Source organism: Pseudomonas sp. GW822-FHT06B12 (assembly GCF_058799675.1).
The window spans coordinates 199,432-218,733 of sequence record NZ_JBXALR010000006.1 but is presented as its reverse complement, the minus strand read 5'-3'; the positions used below and the strand labels follow the sequence as shown (position 1 = coordinate 218,733).

Below are 19,302 nucleotides of genomic sequence, written 5' to 3'. Positions count from 1 at the left end.
TTAATCCTTCCGTTTAAGGAGCTCGCCACGGGCCGCTTTTTGGGTTTCCGTGAGGATGCCACGCAAAATATTCATTTCCGCCCGGCTGACCGAGCTTCGTCCGTACAACCGACGCAGGCGCGCCATCAAGTGCCGTGGCTTTTCCGGATCGAGGAATTCGATGGCCACCAGAGTCTGTTCCAGGTGCTCATAGAATCGCTCAAGCTCATCCATGGTCGCCGGCTCACCACTCTTGGTGGACGCCACTTCATCCTTCTCGATCTTGCTTGGCTGACCTTCAGCCGCCAACCAGGACATGCGCACTTCATAGCTCAACACCTGCACCGCTGCCCCGAGATTCAGCGAACTGAACTCAGGGTCCGATGGGATGTGCACGTGATAATGACATCGCTGCAGCTCTTCATTGGTCAGGCCGGAGTCTTCACGACCAAACACCAACGCGATCTCGGCGCCTTGCGCCGCTTCCTCGACCACCTTCACCCCACATTCACGGGGATCGAGCAGCGGCCAAGGGATACGACGGTCACGAGCGCTGGTGCCGAGCACCAGATTACAGCCGACCAGCGCATCTTCCAGCGTGGCGACGACTTGGGCGTTTTCCAGAATGTCACCGGCACCGGAGGCCCGCGCATCGGCTTCGTGGTGCGGGAACAAGCGCGGCTCGACCAGCACCAGTCGCGACAGGCCCATGTTCTTCATGGCACGCGCAGCTCCACCGATATTCCCCGGATGGCTGGTATTGACCAGGACGACACGAATGTTCTGCAGCAAGGGAGGCGCTCTCTGACACTAAATATGGGGAGCAAATCTTACAGTTGATCCTACCGTTAAGCTATGAAAGCGAACGCCGACCTTCACCTGTAGAAAACTTCTGATAGAATGCTCGGCTTTCTTTAACAACCTTAGGTGACACATCCATGCAGCCCATGCTGAATATCGCGCTGCGCGCCGCCCGCAGCGCCAGTGAATTGATCTTCCGCTCCATCGAGCGCCTGGATACCATCAAGGTCGACGAAAAAGACGCCAAGGACTATGTGTCCGAAGTGGATCGCGCTGCCGAACAGAAAATCATCGACGCGCTGCGCAAGGCTTACCCGAATCATTCGATCATGGGTGAAGAGACCGGCATGCACGCCGGTACCGGGATCGAAGGTGAAGAATACCTGTGGATCATCGACCCACTGGACGGCACCACCAACTTCCTGCGCGGCGTTCCGCATTTCGCCGTCAGCATCGCCTGCAAATACCGTGGCCGCCTGGAACACGCAGTGGTTCTGGACCCGGTTCGCCAGGAAGAATTCACCGCCAGCCGTGGTCGTGGCGCTCAACTCAACGGTCGTCGTCTGCGCGTAAGCGGTCGCACCAGCCTTGAAGGCGCGCTGCTGGGTACGGGCTTCCCGTTCCGTGACGACCAGATGGACAACCTCGACAACTACCTGGGCATGTTCCGCGCCCTGGTTGGCCAGACCGCCGGCATCCGCCGCGCTGGCGCAGCGAGCCTGGACCTGGCCTACGTAGCTGCCGGCCGTTTCGACGCCTTCTGGGAGTCGGGCCTGTCCGAGTGGGACATGGCTGCAGGCGCCCTGCTGATCCAGGAAGCTGGCGGCCTGGTGAGCGACTTCACCGGCGGTCACGATTTCCTTGAAAAAGGCCACATCGTTGCCGGTAACACCAAGTGCTTCAAAGCAGTCCTGACGGCCATCCAGCCGCACCTGCCAGCCTCGCTGAAACGCTAAGCGCCAGGCACAAAAAAGCACCCTTCGGGGTGCTTTTTTGTGCCTGTGATTTGCCCTTGAAAACACCACATCCCCATTGTGGGAGCGAGCTTGCTCGCGATGACCATCTAACATTCAACATTGATGTCGACTGATATATAGCCATCGCGAGCAAGCTCGCTCCCACAGGGGATGAGGGGTGGCGCATAAATCCCGGGTACAAAAAAGCACCCGTTCGGGTGCTTTTTTTTGAGTCTGGCATTCAGCTTATTTCTGAGCGGGCTGATTCTGTCCCAGGATCAGATGACCGTCCTTGTCGACCGGAATCTGGTTGCCCGGATCACGATCCATCCGCACCTTGCCTTCTTTGCCACCCAACGAATACCGAACGTCATAGCCTACGAGCTTGTCGCTGACGTCGTTGACTGTTTCGCAACGCCTTTGCATCGAGGTGCTGGTATCACGCTCCTGCATGCCTTCCTGCACTCTGTTGCCGGCGTAACCGCCGCCAACCGCACCGGCCACGGTGGCAAGTTTTTTGCCATTACCGCCACCGACCATATTGCCCAACAGACCACCGCCGACTGCGCCGATCACCGTACCGAGGATCTGATGCTGATCCTTCACCGGCGCCTGCCGGGTAACTGGCACATCCCTGCATACTTCACGTGGAGTTTTGATCTGCGTCTTGACCGGCTCAACCGCCAGCACTTGCGCATACTCAGGGCCGTTGTGTTTTACCAGGCTGTAGGTGGCAACAGCGCCTCCGGCAGTTACACCGACAGCACCCAATACCGCACCAACCAGTAACGACTTGTTCACATGAACCTCCTGACCATCACATACGGGACATGCCCGCGCTTCTCCCAACGTTGGAGCATAAAAAAAGGCGCGAGTTCAATACTCGCGCCTTCTGGTTATAACGAGAGGAAATAACGCCTCAAGGGCGGTCGTCCACTTCCTTCTCGGTATTGGCCGGAGGAATCAGGTCCTCGCTGCTCAGGTTCAGCCAGATCAGCACCACGTTGGCGATGTAGATCGACGAGTAAGTACCCGCCAGAACACCGATAAACAGCGCAATGGAGAAGCCGAACAGGTTGTCGCCGCCGAAAAACAGCAGCGCCGAGATCGCCAGCAAGGTGGAGATCGACGTCGCCATGGTCCGCAGCAGGGTTTGCGTGGTCGAGATGTTGATGTTCTCGATCAGCGTAGCCTTGCGCAGCACCCGGAAGTTCTCACGAACCCGGTCAAATACCACGATGGTGTCGTTCAGCGAGTAACCGATGATCGCCAGTACCGCCGCCAGCACCGTCAGGTCGAAGGTGATCTGGAAGAACGACAGGATACCGATGGTCACGATCACGTCGTGGATCAGCGAGACAATCGCACCGACCGCGAACTTCCACTGAAAGCGGAACGCCAGGTAGATCAGGATACCGCCCAGCGCCATGAGCATGCCGAGGCCGCCCTGGTCGCGCAGCTCTTCACCGACCTGCGGGCCCACGAACTCGACACGCTTGACCACGGCCGGGTTGTCGCCGCCGACTTTCTGCAGCGCTTCAGCGACCTGGTGACCCAGTTGCGGGTCTTCGCCAGGCATACGCACCAGCAAATCGGTGGTCGCGCCGAAGCTCTGAACGATCGCTTCGTGATAACCCGCCTCAGTCAGCTGGGAACGAACTTTCATGACGTCAGCCGGACGCTCGTAGGTCAGCTCGATGAGCGTACCGCCGGTGAAGTCCAGACCGTAGTTCATGCCCTTGTGGAAGCAGCTGAACAACGCCAGAGCGGTAAGGAACAATGTGACGCCGAACGCAACGTTGCGAACGCCCATGAAGTTGATAGTACGTAACATGGCAGCCCCTTAAATCCACAACTTCTTGAAGTCACGACCGCCGAAGATCAGGTTGACCATCGCGCGGGTCACCATGATGGCCGTGAACATCGAGGTAAAGATCCCGAGGGACATGGTCACTGCGAAGCCTTTGACCGGGCCGGTGCCCATCGCAAAGAGGATGCCGCCGACCAGCAGAGTGGTCAGGTTGGCGTCGAGAATCGCAGTGAATGCCCGGCCGAAGCCTTCGTTGATTGCCCGCTGCACCGTCATGCCGGCCGCGATCTCTTCACGTATCCGCGAGAAGATCAGTACGTTGGCGTCGACCGCCATACCCATGGTCAAGACGATACCGGCGATACCCGGCAGGGTCAGCGTTGCCCCCAGCAGCGACATCAAGGCCAGCAGCAGCACCATGTTCACCGCCAGCGCAACCGTGGCGATCAGGCCGAAGAAGCGGTAGATGGCCATGATGAACAGCGAAACGAACAGCATGCCCCACAGCGACGCATCGATACCCTTGGTGATGTTGTCAGCACCCAGGCTTGGACCGATGGTGCGTTCTTCAGCAAAGTACATCGGTGCCGCCAGACCACCGGCGCGCAGCAGCAATGCCAGCTCCGAGGACTCGCCCTGACCGTTCAGGCCAGTGATGCGGAACTGCGCACCCAGCGGCGACTGAATGGTCGCCAGGCTGATGATCTTTTTCTCTTCCTTGAAGGTCTGAACCGGCACGTCTTTCTCGACGCCGTTGACCATCTGCTTGACGTAAGTCGTCACCGGGCGCTGCTCGATGAAGATCACCGCCATGCTGCGACCGACGTTGGAACGCGTCGCACGGTTCATCAGCTCACCGCCGTGACCGTCCAGACGAATGTTCACTTCCGGCGTACCGTGCTCACCGAAACCAGCCTTGGCGTCAGTGACCTGGTCGCCAGTGATGATCAGGCCACGCTCGATTTGCGCCGGAGGACGCTTGCCTTCACGGAACTCGAAAGTCTCGGAAGTGGCTTTCGAAGCACCTGGCTCAGCGGCCAGACGGAACTCGAGGTTGGCCGTCTTGCCGAGGATACGCTTGGCTTCGGCAGTGTCTTGCACGCCTGGCAGCTCAACCACGATGCGGTTGGCGCCCTGACGCTGAACGATAGGTTCGGCAACACCCAGCTCGTTGACGCGGTTACGCACCGTGGTCAAGTTCTGCTTGATGGAGTATTCGCGGATTTCCGCCAGCTTGGCCGGGGTCATCGCCAGACGCAGTACCGCCTGACCATTGAGGTCGGCCGGAACAATGTCGAAATCGTTGAAGTTCTTGCGGATCAGCGCACGAGCGTCTTCGCGGGAAGCTTCATCACTGAAACCCAGCTGAATGGCGCCATTGAGTTGCGGCAGGCTGCGATAGCGCAGCTTCTCTTTACGCAACAGGCTCTTGACGTCGCCTTCGTAGACTTTCAGGCGGGCGTCGAGGGCTTTGTCCATGTCCACTTCAAGCAGGAAGTGCACACCACCGGACAAGTCCAGACCCAGCTTCATCGGATGCGCGGCGAGGCTGCGCAGCCATTGCGGGGTTGTTTGTGCCAGGTTCAGTGCGACGACGTAGTCATCACCCAGCGCCTTGCGCACGACGTCTTTGGCTGGCAGTTGGTCTTCAGCCTTGGTCAGACGCAACAAACCGCCCTTGCCATTGGCCGAAAGAGTGGCAGCCTTGACGTTGATCCCGGCGTCATTGAGCGCTTTGCTCACACGATCCAGATCCGCCTGATTAACCTGCAGCGCAGTACTTGCACCACTGACCTGAATGGCCGGATCGTCAGGATAAAGATTGGGAGCGGAATAAATCAAACCGATCGCCAGCACCGCCAGGATCAGTACGTATTTCCACAGAGGGTATTTGTTCAGCATCACGCCGCCCGCTTATGACGCGGGGCGCCTTGCGCGCCCCGTCGATTGGTAAAAGATGAAACTTAGATCGCTTTCAGCGTGCCTTTTGGCAGCGTGGCAGCGATAGCGCCTTTCTGGAACTTCAGCTCTACCGAGTCAGAAACTTCGAGAACAACGAAATCATCAGCTACTTTGGTGATCTTGCCGGCGATACCGCCAGAGGTCACAACTTCGTCACCTTTTTGCAAGTTGCCAAGCAGGTTCTTCTGCTCTTTGGCGCGCTTGGCCTGTGGACGCCAGATCATCAAGTAGAAAATGACCAGGAAGCCGACCAGGAAAATCCACTCGAAACCGCCGCCCATAGGGCCGGCAGCAGGTGCAGCGGCGTCAGCCATCGCATTAGAGATAAAAAAGCTCATTTAGCACTCCAGTTGCAAAATTAGGGTCTTAAACGTTTTAAAACTCAGTCCAAAGGCGGAACAGGCAACCCGCGTTTGGCATAGAAGGCATCGACAAAGGCGGCCAATGTACCCTGTTGAATAGCCTCGCGCAAACCAGCCATAAGCACTTGGTAATGGCGCAAATTGTGGATTGTATTCAACATGCTCCCGAGCATTTCGCCGCACTTGTCCAGGTGATGCAGATAAGCGCGCGAGAAGTTCTGGCAGGTATAGCAATCGCAGGTCGGATCGAGCGGCGAATCATCATGGCGATGGAACGCGTTACGGATCTTCAGCACGCCGGTATCAATGAACAGGTGCCCATTGCGGGCATTACGGGTTGGCATCACGCAATCGAACATGTCCACACCGCGGCGCACACCCTCAACCAAGTCTTCCGGTTTGCCAACGCCCATAAGGTAACGAGGTTTGTCAGCCGGCATCATGCCCGGCAGGTAATCCAGCACCTTGATCATCTCGTGCTTGGGCTCGCCGACCGACAGACCGCCGATCGCCAGGCCGTCAAAACCAATCTTGTCGAGGCCTTCCAGCGAGCGCATGCGCAGGTCCTGGTGCATGCCGCCCTGAACGATGCCGAACAGCGCAGCAGTGTTGTCGCCATGAGCGTTTTTCGAGCGCTGAGCCCAGCGCAACGACAGCTCCATGGACACCCGCGCGACATCTTCGTCGGCCGGGTACGGCGTGCATTCGTCGAAAATCATCACGATGTCGGAGCCCAGGTCGCGCTGAACCTGCATCGACTCTTCCGGGCCCATGAACACTTTGGCGCCATCCACCGGAGAGGCGAAGGTCACGCCCTCCTCCTTGATCTTGCGCATGGCACCCAGGCTGAACACCTGGAAACCGCCGGAGTCGGTCAGAATCGGGCCTTTCCACTGCATGAAATCGTGCAGGTCGCCGTGCTTCTTGATCACTTCCGTGCCAGGACGCAGCCACAGGTGAAAAGTGTTGCCCAGAATGATCTCGGCGCCGGTGGCGACGATATCTCGCGGCAACATGCCCTTGACCGTACCGTAAGTGCCGACCGGCATGAACGCCGGGGTCTCGACAGTGCCACGCGGAAAGGTCAGGCGACCGCGACGAGCCTTGCCGTCGGTGGCCAGCAATTCGAAAGACATACGACTGGTGCGACTCATGCTTGATCCTCTGGGCCGCGTGGCGCGGGATTACGGGTGATGAACATCGCATCACCGTAGCTGAAAAAGCGGTATCCATGCTCGACGGCGGCCTTGTAGGCGGCCATGGTCTCGGGATAACCGGCGAACGCCGAAACCAGCATCAACAGCGTGGATTCGGGCAAATGAAAGTTGGTGACCAAGGCATCAACCACATGAAACGGCCGGCCTGGGTAGATAAAGATATCGGTGTCGCCGCTGAACGGCTTGAGCACGCCATCGCGGGCAGCGCTTTCCAGTGAACGCACGCTGGTAGTCCCCACCGCCACCACGCGCCCGCCCCGCGCACGGCACGCAGCGACCGCATCCACCACGTCCTGGCCGACTTCCAGCCATTCGTTGTGCATGTGGTGATCTTCAATCCGCTCGACGCGCACCGGCTGAAAAGTGCCAGCGCCGACGTGCAAAGTCACGAACGCCGTCTCGACGCCCTTGGCGGCAATCGCCTCGAGCAACGGCTGATCAAAATGCAGCCCCGCCGTCGGCGCCGCCACCGCGCCCAGACGCTCGGCGTAGACCGTCTGATAACGCTCGCGGTCCGAACCTTCGTCCGGGCGGTCTATATAAGGAGGCAACGGCATGTGCCCGACGCGGTCGAGCAACGGCAACACTTCTTCGGCGAACCCCAGTTCGAACAACGCATCATGGCGCGCGAGCATTTCAGCTTCGCCACCGCCGTCGATGAGGATCTTCGAACCCGGCTTCGGCGACTTGCTGGAGCGCACATGGGCCAGCACGCGATGACTGTCGAGCACCCGCTCCACCAGAATTTCCAGCTTGCCGCCGGAAGCTTTCTGGCCAAACAGCCGCGCCGGAATCACCCGGGTATTGTTGAACACCATCAAATCGCCCGGACGCAAATGCTCAAGCAAATCAGTGAATTGACGGTGTGCCAGAGCGCCGCTGAGCCCATCCAGGGTCAACAGGCGACTGCCGCGCCGCTCAGCCAAAGGGTGGCGAGCGATCAGCGAATCAGGGAGTTCGAAAGTAAAGTCAGCAACGCGCATGATGGGGTTCGTCTAGCAGGGCCGGGAAGTCTAGCGGAAATAGTGAAAATTCTCCATGTACCTGATTGACCGACGGTTATCTCATCTCTATACTTCGCCGCCATTGAGCCCTGATGGCGGAATTGGTAGACGCGGCGGATTCAAAATCCGTTTTCGAAAGGAGTGGGAGTTCGAGTCTCCCTCGGGGCACCAAAATTAAGAAAGGTCTTGCTTAGCAAGGCCTTTTTTTTCGCCTGCCAAAAAGCCTCCCGTAGGAGCTGCCGAAGGCTGCGATCTTTTGATCCTGCCGTTCTTCCACACCTCCCACACCGGCGGACCATTTCAAAAGGATTCCCTCCCATGGAATTACCCCTGGAAACAGTCGCCCTCTTCTCCCTCAAACTCGCTTACGAATCGGAAGGCCAAAGCCCGATCCTGCGCGACGATCTGATGATGGGCGACTACCAAAGGGACGTATTCGGCTTGCTGGTACGCAGAGGTGATGTCGCGACTATCAAGGTCAAAGTGGCTGAATGCGTGGGGCTGGCGCTTGAGGCGATAGGTGGGGCGGGTACGCCGCTGGGTCGGGAGCTGGATCGATTGTCGGGAGATTTCAGCGCTGCGCAATCAATCGAGCAGTTTCACACACCGCTCATCGCGCTCAAGACTTACTTAAAAGACATACAGTAAATGATCCTTCCCGCGAAAATGCGGAAGAACTGCAATTGCCTTTTCATCACAGCTAATCTGCTAGGGATGACTGTGCACCAGACACAGTTTTCCTGACGTCACAAATCTATTCCCGCATTATCGGACACTCATTTTCGCGCTTGCGGAGACTCTCTTTTTTTGAAACGACAGTTCTCGCCTAAGTACCCGTTCTACATCGCTCCGCTTTTGCTCCCCCGCCTATATCACCATCACGGGAACCTGTACCCGTAATCACCCGCAATCGTGATAGAAGTGCTGTTACGAATTGTATTCATCGGGTCACCTCTCCCAATCGCGGAATCGTCAACGACGCCGCGAAGGGCACAGTGCCGCTCAGCGTCCCGACTGTCATACTCCTTTGGGTGAAAATATGAGCTCGTCCGACCGCTAAAGAAAGTAGAGTCGTCCTGATTGCCAAATGAATGGAAACGTGGGTGGCTCCTCTTTCTTCCAAACGCTTCAACCAATTTCACCATGCATCCGCCAAGCACAAAACACAGCTTTTACACGCCAAAGAGTCACAGACGCTCCTCACATACAATAGTGGCAATCCGCCTACATTCTTGGCATATTGGCTCTGACGACGCTAGAGCTCATAGGGGATGCGGCGCAACAACAGAGCTTTCAACACTTGTGTCTACCCAGTGCATATGCGGCATAGTCATTATGCAATAGTTAAGCACAACACTAGAGTTCAGTTGAACCGAGAGCCTAGCCATATTCACCGCCAATGAACTTGAGAATAATTAGCCTATGGACAGTAAACAATTTAACTGGCTACATCTAAGCGATCTACACCTTGGAATGTCTCTGTTTTCGAATCTCTGGCCTAGCTTTAAGTCGGAATTTTACGACGACATACGAAAACTGCATAAAAAATCAGGCAATTGGGATGCTATTATTTTTTCGGGCGACCTAACACAAAAAGGTCTTAAGGAAGAATTCGATGAACTAACTGAAGTTATTAGTGACCTATGGCACATATTCAAAGAATTGGGATTCAATCCAACACTTATTGTGACACCTGGAAACCATGATCTCACGAGGCCAGATGAAGTATCACCTGAGGGGATAATATTAAGAGACTGGTGGAGCCATGGAGAAATCCAAAAAGACTTTTGGAACAACCCAAAAAGCAGGTACAAAAAACTGATAGATTCCTCTTTTATACAATATACCAATTGGGTGAAAGAGTTAAACAAACTAGGCATACCACTTGGAAATATGACCAATGGAACATTACCTGGCGATACAGCCACAACAATCCAAACCCCCACCGCCAAAGTAGGAATTATTGCATTAAACTCAGCATGGCTACAACTATCAAACTCTGACTACAAAGAAAAACTGGCTATAGATCCAAAACAATTATTATCAGTAACCAACAACAAACCAGTTGAGTGGTGCCGCGAGAACGATATCAACTTATTTATTTCACACCATCCCAAAGACTGGCTTCACCCCAACAACTTAACGCTTTTCGAAAATGAAATCAATCCACCTGGAAGATTTGACGCTCATATTTTTGGCCACATGCATGAACCAACAACAAGCTATATAGCTCAAGGGGGGGCCGAGTTTAAGATTGCAATTCAGGCAGCCTCTTTATTTGGGCTAGAATATACAGGAAGTAATATCAAAAGGATTCATGGATATTCTGCGGGAAAAATTGAAGTACTACAATCTCACAGAGCTATATCCATTTGGCCAAGAATCGCGTTAACCCAGCGTTCAGGAGGAAGGAAAATCGTCCCTGACCACGAACTAACGCTCAACGAAGACAACTGTTACATAAAAACATACAAAACAATAAGCCAAGAAAACATACCAACTAACACCACAAACAAAAATGCAAACCTAGAAGGTTTCCTTCAAGACAACCAAAAATCACAACTTACCCTAGCGCTAATTTCACACCAGTTAAAAAAGTCCGAAGCGCACCTTTCGATAAGAAAGCCAGACCAAGACAACGCGATTACCTATTTAAAAACCAATAGGTGCTTTTGGTTAGTTTCTGAGTGGGGTATGGGATCGGACGGGTTTCTTTGGTCACTAAAACAACGACTGGAGCATCCGGACCAAAAAACCTATCTTCTTGACATGGGAAACCACGACTCAACGGAAGACTTTTTAGAATCAATCAGGTTGAAACTCAACTGCAGCTTTGCGCAACTCTGCACTTATTTATCCAATGAAAAAGACAGTTACTTAATCCTTGATGACGTGCCTTTGGATATTATTCAAACGGGCCACAACATTGAAGAGCTAATTGTAGCAACACTGCAATTCTGCCATAATCTCAAGATCATTCTGCGCTCAAGAAAACCCCCGACAGACTCGAACTTTAAAACGATAAAAATTGAAACACTAGATGAAATTGAGTGCTTAAACTATATTCAAAACCATCAAAAATGGAAAATCAGCGGCGAGAACTCCAGTGCCATAACAGAGTTATATAAGTTAACCGATGGTTCGCCAGAACTCATTGATGTGGCACTTCACGACCTAGAAATAATGTCAATATCTGAACTAATCAGTTCTAGCTCAAACATTAACAGCGCTGCCATTCCAAATTCAAATGTGCCCGCCTCACTAGCTCGCGCCATTAGTAATCTGTCATCATCAAAGAACGAAGCCACCCAGCGCGCCTTCGAATTACTTAAGGCGTTATGCATTTTTCCGAACGGAGAACGGCTAGAACGAATCAAAAATTTTGATCAAAAAAAGCCATTCTTTTTACCGCAAGCTAGACTTTTAGTGGATCTCGCCCTAGCCGACTCAAAAACCATCATAAGCGCGAGTGAATACGGCGGACAAAATATAAAAAACTTAGTTATACGACGCACGGTTAGAGATTACATTCTCGCGCTTGTTGGCCCTGACGAGCATATCAATCTTTGCGAAAAGGCCATATCTCTATACTTTGGTAGCGGCTGGACTCAAAACAAAATCAAATCAAACACTAACTACAAGTTTGAAACCTCTCAAATTTTAAGCAGCGACATTCGAAACTCTAGCAAGGCCCTTCAAATAGCGCTCACCGACGCACTACTCAACAAAACAAAAAGCCACCAACTTAAAGTTATCAAAACCTGTGGCCACTATCTAAAAAAATTAAACCAAGGAAGCCATTACAGGGATATACATTCATTCTGCGAAAGTGCAATCCCACACTTCCATGATGATCACACCGACTTCAAAATGATTCTGAAATACTATCTCGCAGTAAGCAAAAGAATGTTAGGAAGAACGGAAGCAGCTGAAGAAACTTTACAAGAACTCAGCAACCACACATTCGACAAAGCCACCAAGTCAAAAATACTAATAAATCTCGCACTATGCCAACAAAAACTAACAAAGAACTCTGACGCCATAGCAACAGCGGAAGAAGTGAAAAAGATCCTCCCCAAGACTAGCACTGCTCTTCAAGCAGAAGTAATCATCACAGAATGCTCTACCGAACAAAATAAATCAGTAAAACTAGAGCAGCTCAAAGCTACCGCTCTTAAGAAGAGTGAATGGAGCACAGCAAACACTATAATGCTATCGCTCGCCGCACAAACTGAAGACCCGCTAATAAAAATCAAACTATTGAATAGCGCCTTAGAGAACGCCCGAACTAAAGGTGACGAATATAACGCAATCCGAGCGGTCGTTAATTTATGTGCCGTTAAGAACAAAGCCAAAATAGCGCTATCCAGCTCAGAAGAACAAAACCTAATACGTTCCTACCATTATCTATACAACCAGAGGCTCGGCGCGCTATTTAACAAGTGCCACAACGCTCTTTGGCATATATTTGACTCAAAGAACGACATAGCAAGCCAAATTATTCTTTTCCGACATAGTTCTTTAATTTGGCGACTTGAAGGCCAAGACGATCGAGAAATTACGTACATAAAGAAAATCGGAAAATCGTTGGAGCCTTCTCCAACAATAGGCCCTAGAGTTACTCACAACGAACTTGCTTATGCATTAAGTCGAACTTCTATCTTATCTTGATATAAAGCGGGGATATATTTGTATCCCCGTCACCAACAGAGCAATAAATACGTTTACTGAAAGATTTGGCGGAACCTTCTAAGGTTGCAAAAAAGTAGGCTGCACGATACCCGTCCCCGTCGCTGCCAATTCAGCGACCGGGTGTGGTAACCCGACGTATTCAAGGCGCTACAGCGCCCCCATCACGATTGCAGGCGTTTTTTTATGCCTGCAATCGTGATGGGGCGGCTGTGCGTGGGACGTCTTCGGACGTGCTGGTTTCCTTGATTCCCGGTTTACCACCCTCACCCATTCGTATGGTAACGAACGTGGCAGCTCCTCATATCAAGGAGTCTGATAATGCGCAGCATAGATCCGTACAAAACTTGGCTTTTCCCTCAACAAAATTCCCAATCGCATAACGCCCCACCGTCCACCCTCTCCCACCGCCTCTCCGTCTTCGGAGGTGGCAAATGACTGAACAATCAGAACTCAAAACCATCGGCTTAACACCCGCCATTTACTGCTCAGATCAACCGCTATTCCACGTCACTCGTGGCGTCCCTCTCGGCGACGCATTATCAATGGCTTCTAATTTTCTGTTCCTTGCCAATGCGTTTACCGAAGATGCTGCCTACGCCAGCGACACCGACCGCCATGCCTGGGCCACGCATTATTTGACGGCGATGAGTAAGGCGGTGGTTGATGATGCGGTGACGGTGCTTACGCGGGATCGGACTTCTGCACCAGCAGCTAAACGGGCGGGGGCTAAGTCTGAAGGGTAGCGGCTGGCAAATTGTGGTTCCGATGCCAGTTGAGGGCTTCCCCTCAACCATAGAATCTCCCACAGGGGTTGTGCGAAAGAAGGAGACAGATTGATTTCTCTCAAAAACTCTAAAAAATGGAGCTCAGGCGAACTCACTTTGGACGTGGCGCTGTCAGGTCGAATATGCAAGAGATATAGGGACAGACCACGATTATGGGTGTGAGAAAACGTGGTCTGTCCCCGTTTCTCCTCTCATAGCTGTGCGTAGGCCTTATCGAAATTCTCAAAAGCTTGGTCGACCTTGTATCGAAGCATCAAAGATGCGGAAAGCTTCACCATCGCCTCGAAAAGTATGTGTCCTGATGGAACCTCACATTGGCCAACGCATCGACCGGAAAAATCGCCGGGCTCATACGCATAGACGGTGTAGAAAACACCACGAGGCTCTCGGTCTAATCCGACAATAATATGCGTAACCGAGTTATCTCTAACACCGGACTCAGGCAGTGAAAACTCTAATACATCATCAAACGGAATGAACATAGCAGAAGCAGACATTACAAAAAGACTCGCGACATCCAGTGACTCTTCTACTGATTGAAGATCAGGAGCTTTGTATTCGTGCTCAAGAATATTCCGCATGTTGACTACTTTGCGCAGAAGGCTTGGTGCCAATAGGCCGAGCGCCCGCAATCGTTCTATTTTCTTCGGCACATTCCATTTGAGCGACGGATAACCGAATGAAATCAGCAACTGATCAAGCTGACAGACAATCGCCCGCTTTGCATTGGTCGTTGCGTTAATAAGCGCAGACAGACCACCCCGTTCAAAATCGTCTTCTGCCAAGCTCAAGAACTCGATAGGCGAAGTTTTGAGCTCCGTCATCGTGAAGCTGCCACCACCTGAATCTATCGCACATTTGCTCATATCGAATTCATGAGCTAGGCAAAACTCTTTGATATCCATCTTACGACCGGGCTGATGGGCAGCCCAGAGGACTGCAGAAAACATAGTTTAGCAGTGACACTACCGAGATGGCCGAGAGATACAGGGACAGACCACGATTATGGATTTGAGAAAACATGGTCTATCCCTGCTTTTTTCCAACTAATCGTTTTTTCCACTCAAAATGAAATGGGCGACCTGAATAAGGTCGCCCATTTTTTACAGCGACAGCACCTCCACCTGCAATCGTCGCCCAACCACGTCCAGCAAATCACAACCATCGCGCAGTGAAGTCACCAGCACCCGCGCCAGTTCACTGTGAACCCCCTCGCCAACGGCAATGTTCTCCAGCAGTTGGGTCGCAGTGCGGATGCGGTAGGCCGCGGTTTCGTGCAACACGTCGAGCGGTGCGTGGGTATCTATCAGCAATGACGGGATGGTGCAGTCAATGCCGGTGACTGGCATGTATCGATCCATGACAAACCTCCATTGGGTAAACGAGCGCGGCCACTCAGTGGTGGACGGCGGGCTGACTCTCACCTGCGCCATCGGGCTGGTCGAGGTGGTCCAGCGCTCGGTTGACCAGCAACTCCGCCAACACGGTCAGCTGTTGCATCGCCAGTGCCACATTGCGCCGCGAGCCTTCGAGTTCGAACGCCAGGTCGGTGGTCATGGCGTTGATAGAGGCAAGGGTTTCGCTGGCGTGGACCAGCAAGGTTGGCGTGTCTACGTCGGGGACAATGGTGAATACATGGCTGACGGGATCTGGGTGACTGGGGTTACGCAAACGGGCACTGGCGGCGCGTTGGGCGGCTTCGCTTAGCGGGATGGGATCTGCGGGATCAGAGGTAGACGGGGTCGGGACTTCAGGCGGATTGGGGGTGACCTTTTTCATGGTGGAGCTCCTGTGTTGGTTATAGAAGCTGCCAACCCCCTGCTGTCAAACAGGATTGGGTGGCAACTGTACGCGGGTTGACAGACCAGGACACAAGCACCCGGTGCACCCGAAGATGCCCCACGCACAGCCGCCAGAAAGAAACTGCACGCGGGAAAGCATGCCGTTTTATCAAGAGGAGTGAAAGCCTGTGTTTGTGCAGCCTGTCAAAGCCGATCGCTGATGCGCAGCGACACCTGAAGGCTATCCCTGAAGAAGAGCGGCCGCCAGTTCATGGAAGGCGCTACGGTTTGCGGGAAATGTCCTAGGACGGGGAAAAACACGGGACAGATAACGCTTTATCACATTCATAATCGTGGGCTGTCCCCGTTTTTTCCAAACAAGGCATCAATATAGAGGCTCAATCCTAGCCGCCAGGTTACCGCGATGGATCCCTATTTCACCTGTCACTTCAGGCCCCGAATAAACCATCGAGGTTTCATAATTAGCCCACTGGCCACGATTTGCACTGAACCAGTTAAACGATCCCATACACAACAGCTCATCATCGGCCATAACGATTTTGCTGTGTACTTTGCGTACAACATGAGAGTCGATGTTCTGGCGACGCAGCGATTCTAGTGCGTGGTTGAGCGTCTCTCTATTTGAAGTCGACAGGTTGAAATCCCGATCGGTATAAACCCGTACCCTGACACCTCGTTCTACCGCAGCGCTCATTGCCTCTAACGCACCAATATCAATGATTCGCTGCAGACTGATCCATGGCGAAACGATGTGCACTTCTTGCACGGCGGTGGCGAGGGTTTTCATCAGGAAATGATCATGGGCCTTGGCATTGATCAAATGGCTAAGGGTTGATTGAGGGGACTCCAGGTCTTTGCGGGGCAAGTATTCGAATACTAACTCACTGGCTGGATCGCGCAGCAGGTACTCAGCCAGCAAGCCACGTGGTTTTCCGGAGGGCACCATGCCGAACAGGTCCATGTCGCCGAATACCAGGAAGCTGTCCTTGGCTCGGGATACCGCGACATTGAGCATGCTCGATTTACGGTCAATGAAACCACCATCGGCATGCTTGGAATACACCGCAGAAAAAATCACCACGTGCCGTGCCGCGCCCTGAAAGGAATGCACTGTACCGATGGTGAGTTCGCCTTCGCCTTTTCCGGTCTTGATACCGCGTGCGGTGCACGCGTCGGCAATGGCTTGGGACTGCGCGCCAAAGGGAGTGATCACGCCCACGATCTTCCACAGCTCCTGACCATAGCGCTCTTCCAGTTTCTCGCGGTGGGCAGCGATCCACTCTGCGATGGTTTCGGCTTCTAGGCGATTCATACGGCTGCGACCGTTCTGCTGTCGGCAAATGCCATCAACATGAAGATAACCCAGGCTGGGCAGTAACCCGCCTTGAGGTTTATCCCCGCGCTTTGGCACCAACTTACCCCGGTAACACAGGGTATTGCAGTAATCGACGATCGAGTCATAACAACGACGATGTTCGTACAAGTACATACCGCGGTCCAAGTCGGGGTCGTACCAATAGCGACTGGCATTCTGGGCAATTTTCATCACGCTGCCAGATGCCGCGCTGACACCGGTGGCGCACACTTTTTCATAGGCCTCATCGACACCTACACGTGGCAGCAGATCAGCACCGAGCAGGTTGCCGATATCCACGGAATCAGGAATCGACCAGATCGGTTCGATTTGCAGCGTATCGCCGATCACCAGGGCTTTTTTGCCCAGGGCGAAGGAGGCACCAGCGACTTCGGGCAGCACCTGGCCGGCTTCGTCGACGATTAATAGATCGATGAGGTTGTACATGTAGTCATCGATGTAACCGTTGCCGTTATGCTTGCTACCCTTCATATGGACAGGCAGCATGAAAAAAGTCGACACGATGCAGGGTGTCAGCTTCATCCAGCGATACCATTTTTTTTCCAGGGTCTTGCGCCCATTCTTGCTTTGCTCCTTGAGGATTTGCGGCAATGTCTGCTCGACTTCAAGCAGCCAACGCCCTTCCCAGTAATGTGTGCTCAACAAGAAAATCTGGAAGCGGATCCGCGTGTCGGCCAGCGCATCGCAATCGTTCAAGGTCATGTCATCGGTGACAACATCCGGCGCCAGCTCCAACGGAGCCAAGGCAGCTCGCCAATTTGTCAGGCACTGCTGTCGCGCTTGCAGCAAGCCTTGCGCAGCGCTGATCTTTTTCTCGAGTGTGTTGATCTCGGCGACGGTTGCGGCACGCCAGCCGGCTAATGTTTCGCTGATCGCCGACACGTTACTCAACGCCAGCAACTGCGTCAGCTGATCCTCGCTCAGTTGCGATCCCGATGCCTGCGAGGCGCTTTGGCGCCGTTCAAGGTGCAGTCTGGCGCGAAGCAAACGCTTTTGTTGGACCGATGGAATCCAGGCGAAGATCACATACCACAGAGATTCGTTGGCCAGGTACTCGCGGAATGAAGTATCCAGGGCTTTTTGTTGAAGGCTTTGGGTCTTGAGTTTCTGCAAATCCTTCTGCGCAGCTACGATACCGGCATCCGGATCATCGCCCCACAAGGCCACAAGATCCTGGCGAGCGACCGTCAGGGCGTGCCATGAATGCTCGATGTTGCGCAGTTCATTGGCCCGAGCTTCCAACGCCTGATGCAACCGCCCAACAGCCCCTTCCACAGTCAGCGAAGGCATGCTGGTAAAGGCTGCTGACGCTTTGTTCAACCACTCGCTTTTTGCCTGATCCAGATAGCTGTCGGACTCGGTCTGGGTAAAGAAACTTTGGCTCTGATACTTGCGCACCGTTTCCGGGTCAGTGGACTTGCTCGGAAAATAAGCCCCGAAACTGTTAATGTCCGGCAGCCAGCGACCGGCAAGCGGTCCATTGCCTGGGGCGAAATCCGAGCCAAAGGCATCAAGAATATTGGTGACCGCCTGGTTATTGGTCGAGCTGGCAACAATCACCGGCGGCTCTGCACCGACCAATGCCGCCTTCGCCCACAATGAGGCCACGACAGATAACAGGAATGTTGTCTTGCCCGTACCGGGCGGCCCGTTCACCCCCAGGATGTCACCGTCGTTGGACGCCAGGAAATGCGCCAAGGCATCACGCTGCTCACTGGCCAAGGCATATTCGTCGCTGGCATGGCCCAACCGCGCGGCAAAACCGGCATTTGGTTGCAAGCGGGGTTCAGGACCGAGCGTTGTCTGACTGGCGTAACGTTCGAAGAGTGCGCTTTGAGGGGCTGTATCACGCAGGTGATCATACAAACGCACAATATGCTGGCTCGCGCCGGTTATCTTTTCTTCTTTGAACAGGCACCATTCATCCGATCGTTCGTAACCGTTATCGCCCTGCAGCCATCCCGAGCTGACTTCATCGACAAAACGCTGACAGAACTTCAGATAATTAGCCCACTGTTCGGCATATTCGTCGGTCCCGGCTGCCTGGCCATCTTCCGGCGGTTCCACCACCGGCAGCGTATTAACCGCCAAAAATCGATCGACATCCGCGACATCTCCCAACGCGAAACTACCTGATTCCAGCGGCTCCAGAATGTCTCGCGGAATGACCGTGTTTTTAGTCGGGAAAAGCTGCCCGTGACGGTTTACCTGCACATGCCCAAGCAGTGGTGTAATCAGCGCATGTATTCCGTTACGGGGTTTTCCGTGCTCCAGACGCGCCTTGAATACCCAGGGTCGAATGGTGACTTCAAGCGTTTGGCGTTGCAGCGGTTCGTCCTTGAACAACGCTTCGACGGTCTCACTTCCTAAGTAACCGGTATGCAAGGCTTCGAGTGGAAGGTGCACATGAGCGGTCAGACCATCGACCTTGAGACCGCCGTTACCATTCTCGGCATCGACGAGTGAGTTGCGCCAATACTTGGCGAATTTAAGAGAGTTTTCGTTCATCGTCCTGATTCAATAATCTCGTATGCCTGGCCACCGGTCGGCCAGAAAA

15 protein-coding genes and 1 tRNA gene are annotated in these 19,302 nt (G+C 53.5%); 5 read left to right on the top strand and 11 right to left on the bottom strand.

Features of this window, described 5'->3' with window-relative positions:
* Positions 1-771 (bottom strand): tRNA (cytosine(32)/uridine(32)-2'-O)-methyltransferase TrmJ, encoded by a 771-nt coding sequence (trmJ, locus tag AC1RKH_RS15640; RefSeq protein ID WP_493062954.1) that lies wholly within the window; start codon positions 769-771, stop codon positions 1-3.
* A gap of 146 nt (positions 772-917) precedes the next feature.
* On the opposite strand from trmJ, the gene suhB reads away from it, so the two are divergent.
* Entirely contained in the window at positions 918-1,736 is an 819-nt protein-coding gene (suhB, locus tag AC1RKH_RS15635; RefSeq protein ID WP_123425087.1) for a type III secretion system regulator SuhB, read from the top strand.
* A gap of 246 nt (positions 1,737-1,982) precedes the next feature.
* On the opposite strand, the gene AC1RKH_RS15630 is transcribed toward suhB, so the two are convergent.
* The 6 genes from AC1RKH_RS15630 to queA form a co-directional block, all read right to left on the bottom strand.
* Positions 1,983-2,537, bottom strand: a complete 555-nt coding sequence (locus tag AC1RKH_RS15630) for a glycine zipper 2TM domain-containing protein (RefSeq protein WP_493062953.1) — start codon at positions 2,535-2,537, stop codon at positions 1,983-1,985.
* A gap of 118 nt (positions 2,538-2,655) precedes the next feature.
* The gene (secF, locus tag AC1RKH_RS15625; RefSeq protein ID WP_123582689.1) at positions 2,656-3,570 is read right to left on the bottom strand and encodes a protein translocase subunit SecF; all 915 of its coding nucleotides are present in this window, start codon (positions 3,568-3,570) and stop codon (positions 2,656-2,658) included.
* A 9-nt stretch (positions 3,571-3,579) separates the two neighbouring features.
* Positions 3,580-5,448 (bottom strand): protein translocase subunit SecD, encoded by a 1,869-nt coding sequence (gene secD, locus AC1RKH_RS15620; protein ID WP_493062952.1) that lies wholly within the window; start codon positions 5,446-5,448, stop codon positions 3,580-3,582.
* A gap of 62 nt (positions 5,449-5,510) precedes the next feature.
* Positions 5,511-5,846: a preprotein translocase subunit YajC gene (yajC, locus tag AC1RKH_RS15615; protein ID WP_123425083.1), complete on the bottom strand. Its 336-nt coding sequence runs from the start codon at positions 5,844-5,846 to the stop codon at positions 5,511-5,513.
* Positions 5,847-5,890: 44 nt separating this feature from the next.
* Complete coding sequence (gene tgt / locus AC1RKH_RS15610; RefSeq protein WP_185015345.1) at positions 5,891-7,006, bottom strand: tRNA guanosine(34) transglycosylase Tgt; 1,116 nt, start codon at positions 7,004-7,006, stop codon at positions 5,891-5,893.
* Positions 7,007-7,020: 14 nt separating this feature from the next.
* Complete coding sequence (gene queA / locus AC1RKH_RS15605) at positions 7,021-8,070, bottom strand: tRNA preQ1(34) S-adenosylmethionine ribosyltransferase-isomerase QueA (RefSeq protein WP_493062951.1); 1,050 nt, start codon at positions 8,068-8,070, stop codon at positions 7,021-7,023.
* Between the two features lie 107 nt (positions 8,071-8,177).
* Here queA and AC1RKH_RS15600 point away from each other — a divergent pair.
* The 4 genes from AC1RKH_RS15600 (at position 8,178) to AC1RKH_RS15585 (ending at position 13,526) form a co-directional block, all read left to right on the top strand.
* Positions 8,178-8,262 (top strand) — tRNA-Leu (locus tag AC1RKH_RS15600).
* Between the two features lie 147 nt (positions 8,263-8,409).
* A complete protein-coding gene (locus AC1RKH_RS15595) occupies positions 8,410-8,739 on the top strand; it encodes a hypothetical protein (protein ID WP_493062950.1) in 330 nt (109 codons plus the stop codon).
* 774 nt (positions 8,740-9,513) lie between these two features.
* On the top strand, positions 9,514-12,762 hold the full coding sequence (locus AC1RKH_RS15590) for a metallophosphoesterase (RefSeq protein WP_493062949.1): 3,249 nt from the start codon (positions 9,514-9,516) through the stop codon (positions 12,760-12,762).
* A gap of 452 nt (positions 12,763-13,214) precedes the next feature.
* Positions 13,215-13,526, top strand: a complete 312-nt coding sequence (locus AC1RKH_RS15585; RefSeq protein WP_493062948.1) for a DUF3077 domain-containing protein — start codon at positions 13,215-13,217, stop codon at positions 13,524-13,526.
* Between the two features lie 233 nt (positions 13,527-13,759).
* On the opposite strand, the gene AC1RKH_RS15580 is transcribed toward AC1RKH_RS15585, so the two are convergent.
* From AC1RKH_RS15580 to AC1RKH_RS15565, 4 genes are all read right to left on the bottom strand, one after another.
* Positions 13,760-14,473, bottom strand: coding sequence for a hypothetical protein (locus tag AC1RKH_RS15580; protein ID WP_493062947.1), 714 nt, complete (start codon positions 14,471-14,473; stop codon positions 13,760-13,762).
* 198 nt (positions 14,474-14,671) lie between these two features.
* The gene (locus tag AC1RKH_RS15575; protein ID WP_493062946.1) at positions 14,672-14,929 is read right to left on the bottom strand and encodes a hypothetical protein; all 258 of its coding nucleotides are present in this window, start codon (positions 14,927-14,929) and stop codon (positions 14,672-14,674) included.
* Between the two features lie 34 nt (positions 14,930-14,963).
* The gene (locus AC1RKH_RS15570; RefSeq protein WP_493062945.1) at positions 14,964-15,347 is read right to left on the bottom strand and encodes a DUF6124 family protein; all 384 of its coding nucleotides are present in this window, start codon (positions 15,345-15,347) and stop codon (positions 14,964-14,966) included.
* Positions 15,348-15,734: 387 nt separating this feature from the next.
* Entirely contained in the window at positions 15,735-19,253 is a 3,519-nt protein-coding gene (locus AC1RKH_RS15565) for an AAA domain-containing protein (RefSeq protein WP_493062944.1), read from the bottom strand.
* Positions 19,254-19,302: the final 49 nt, after the last annotated feature.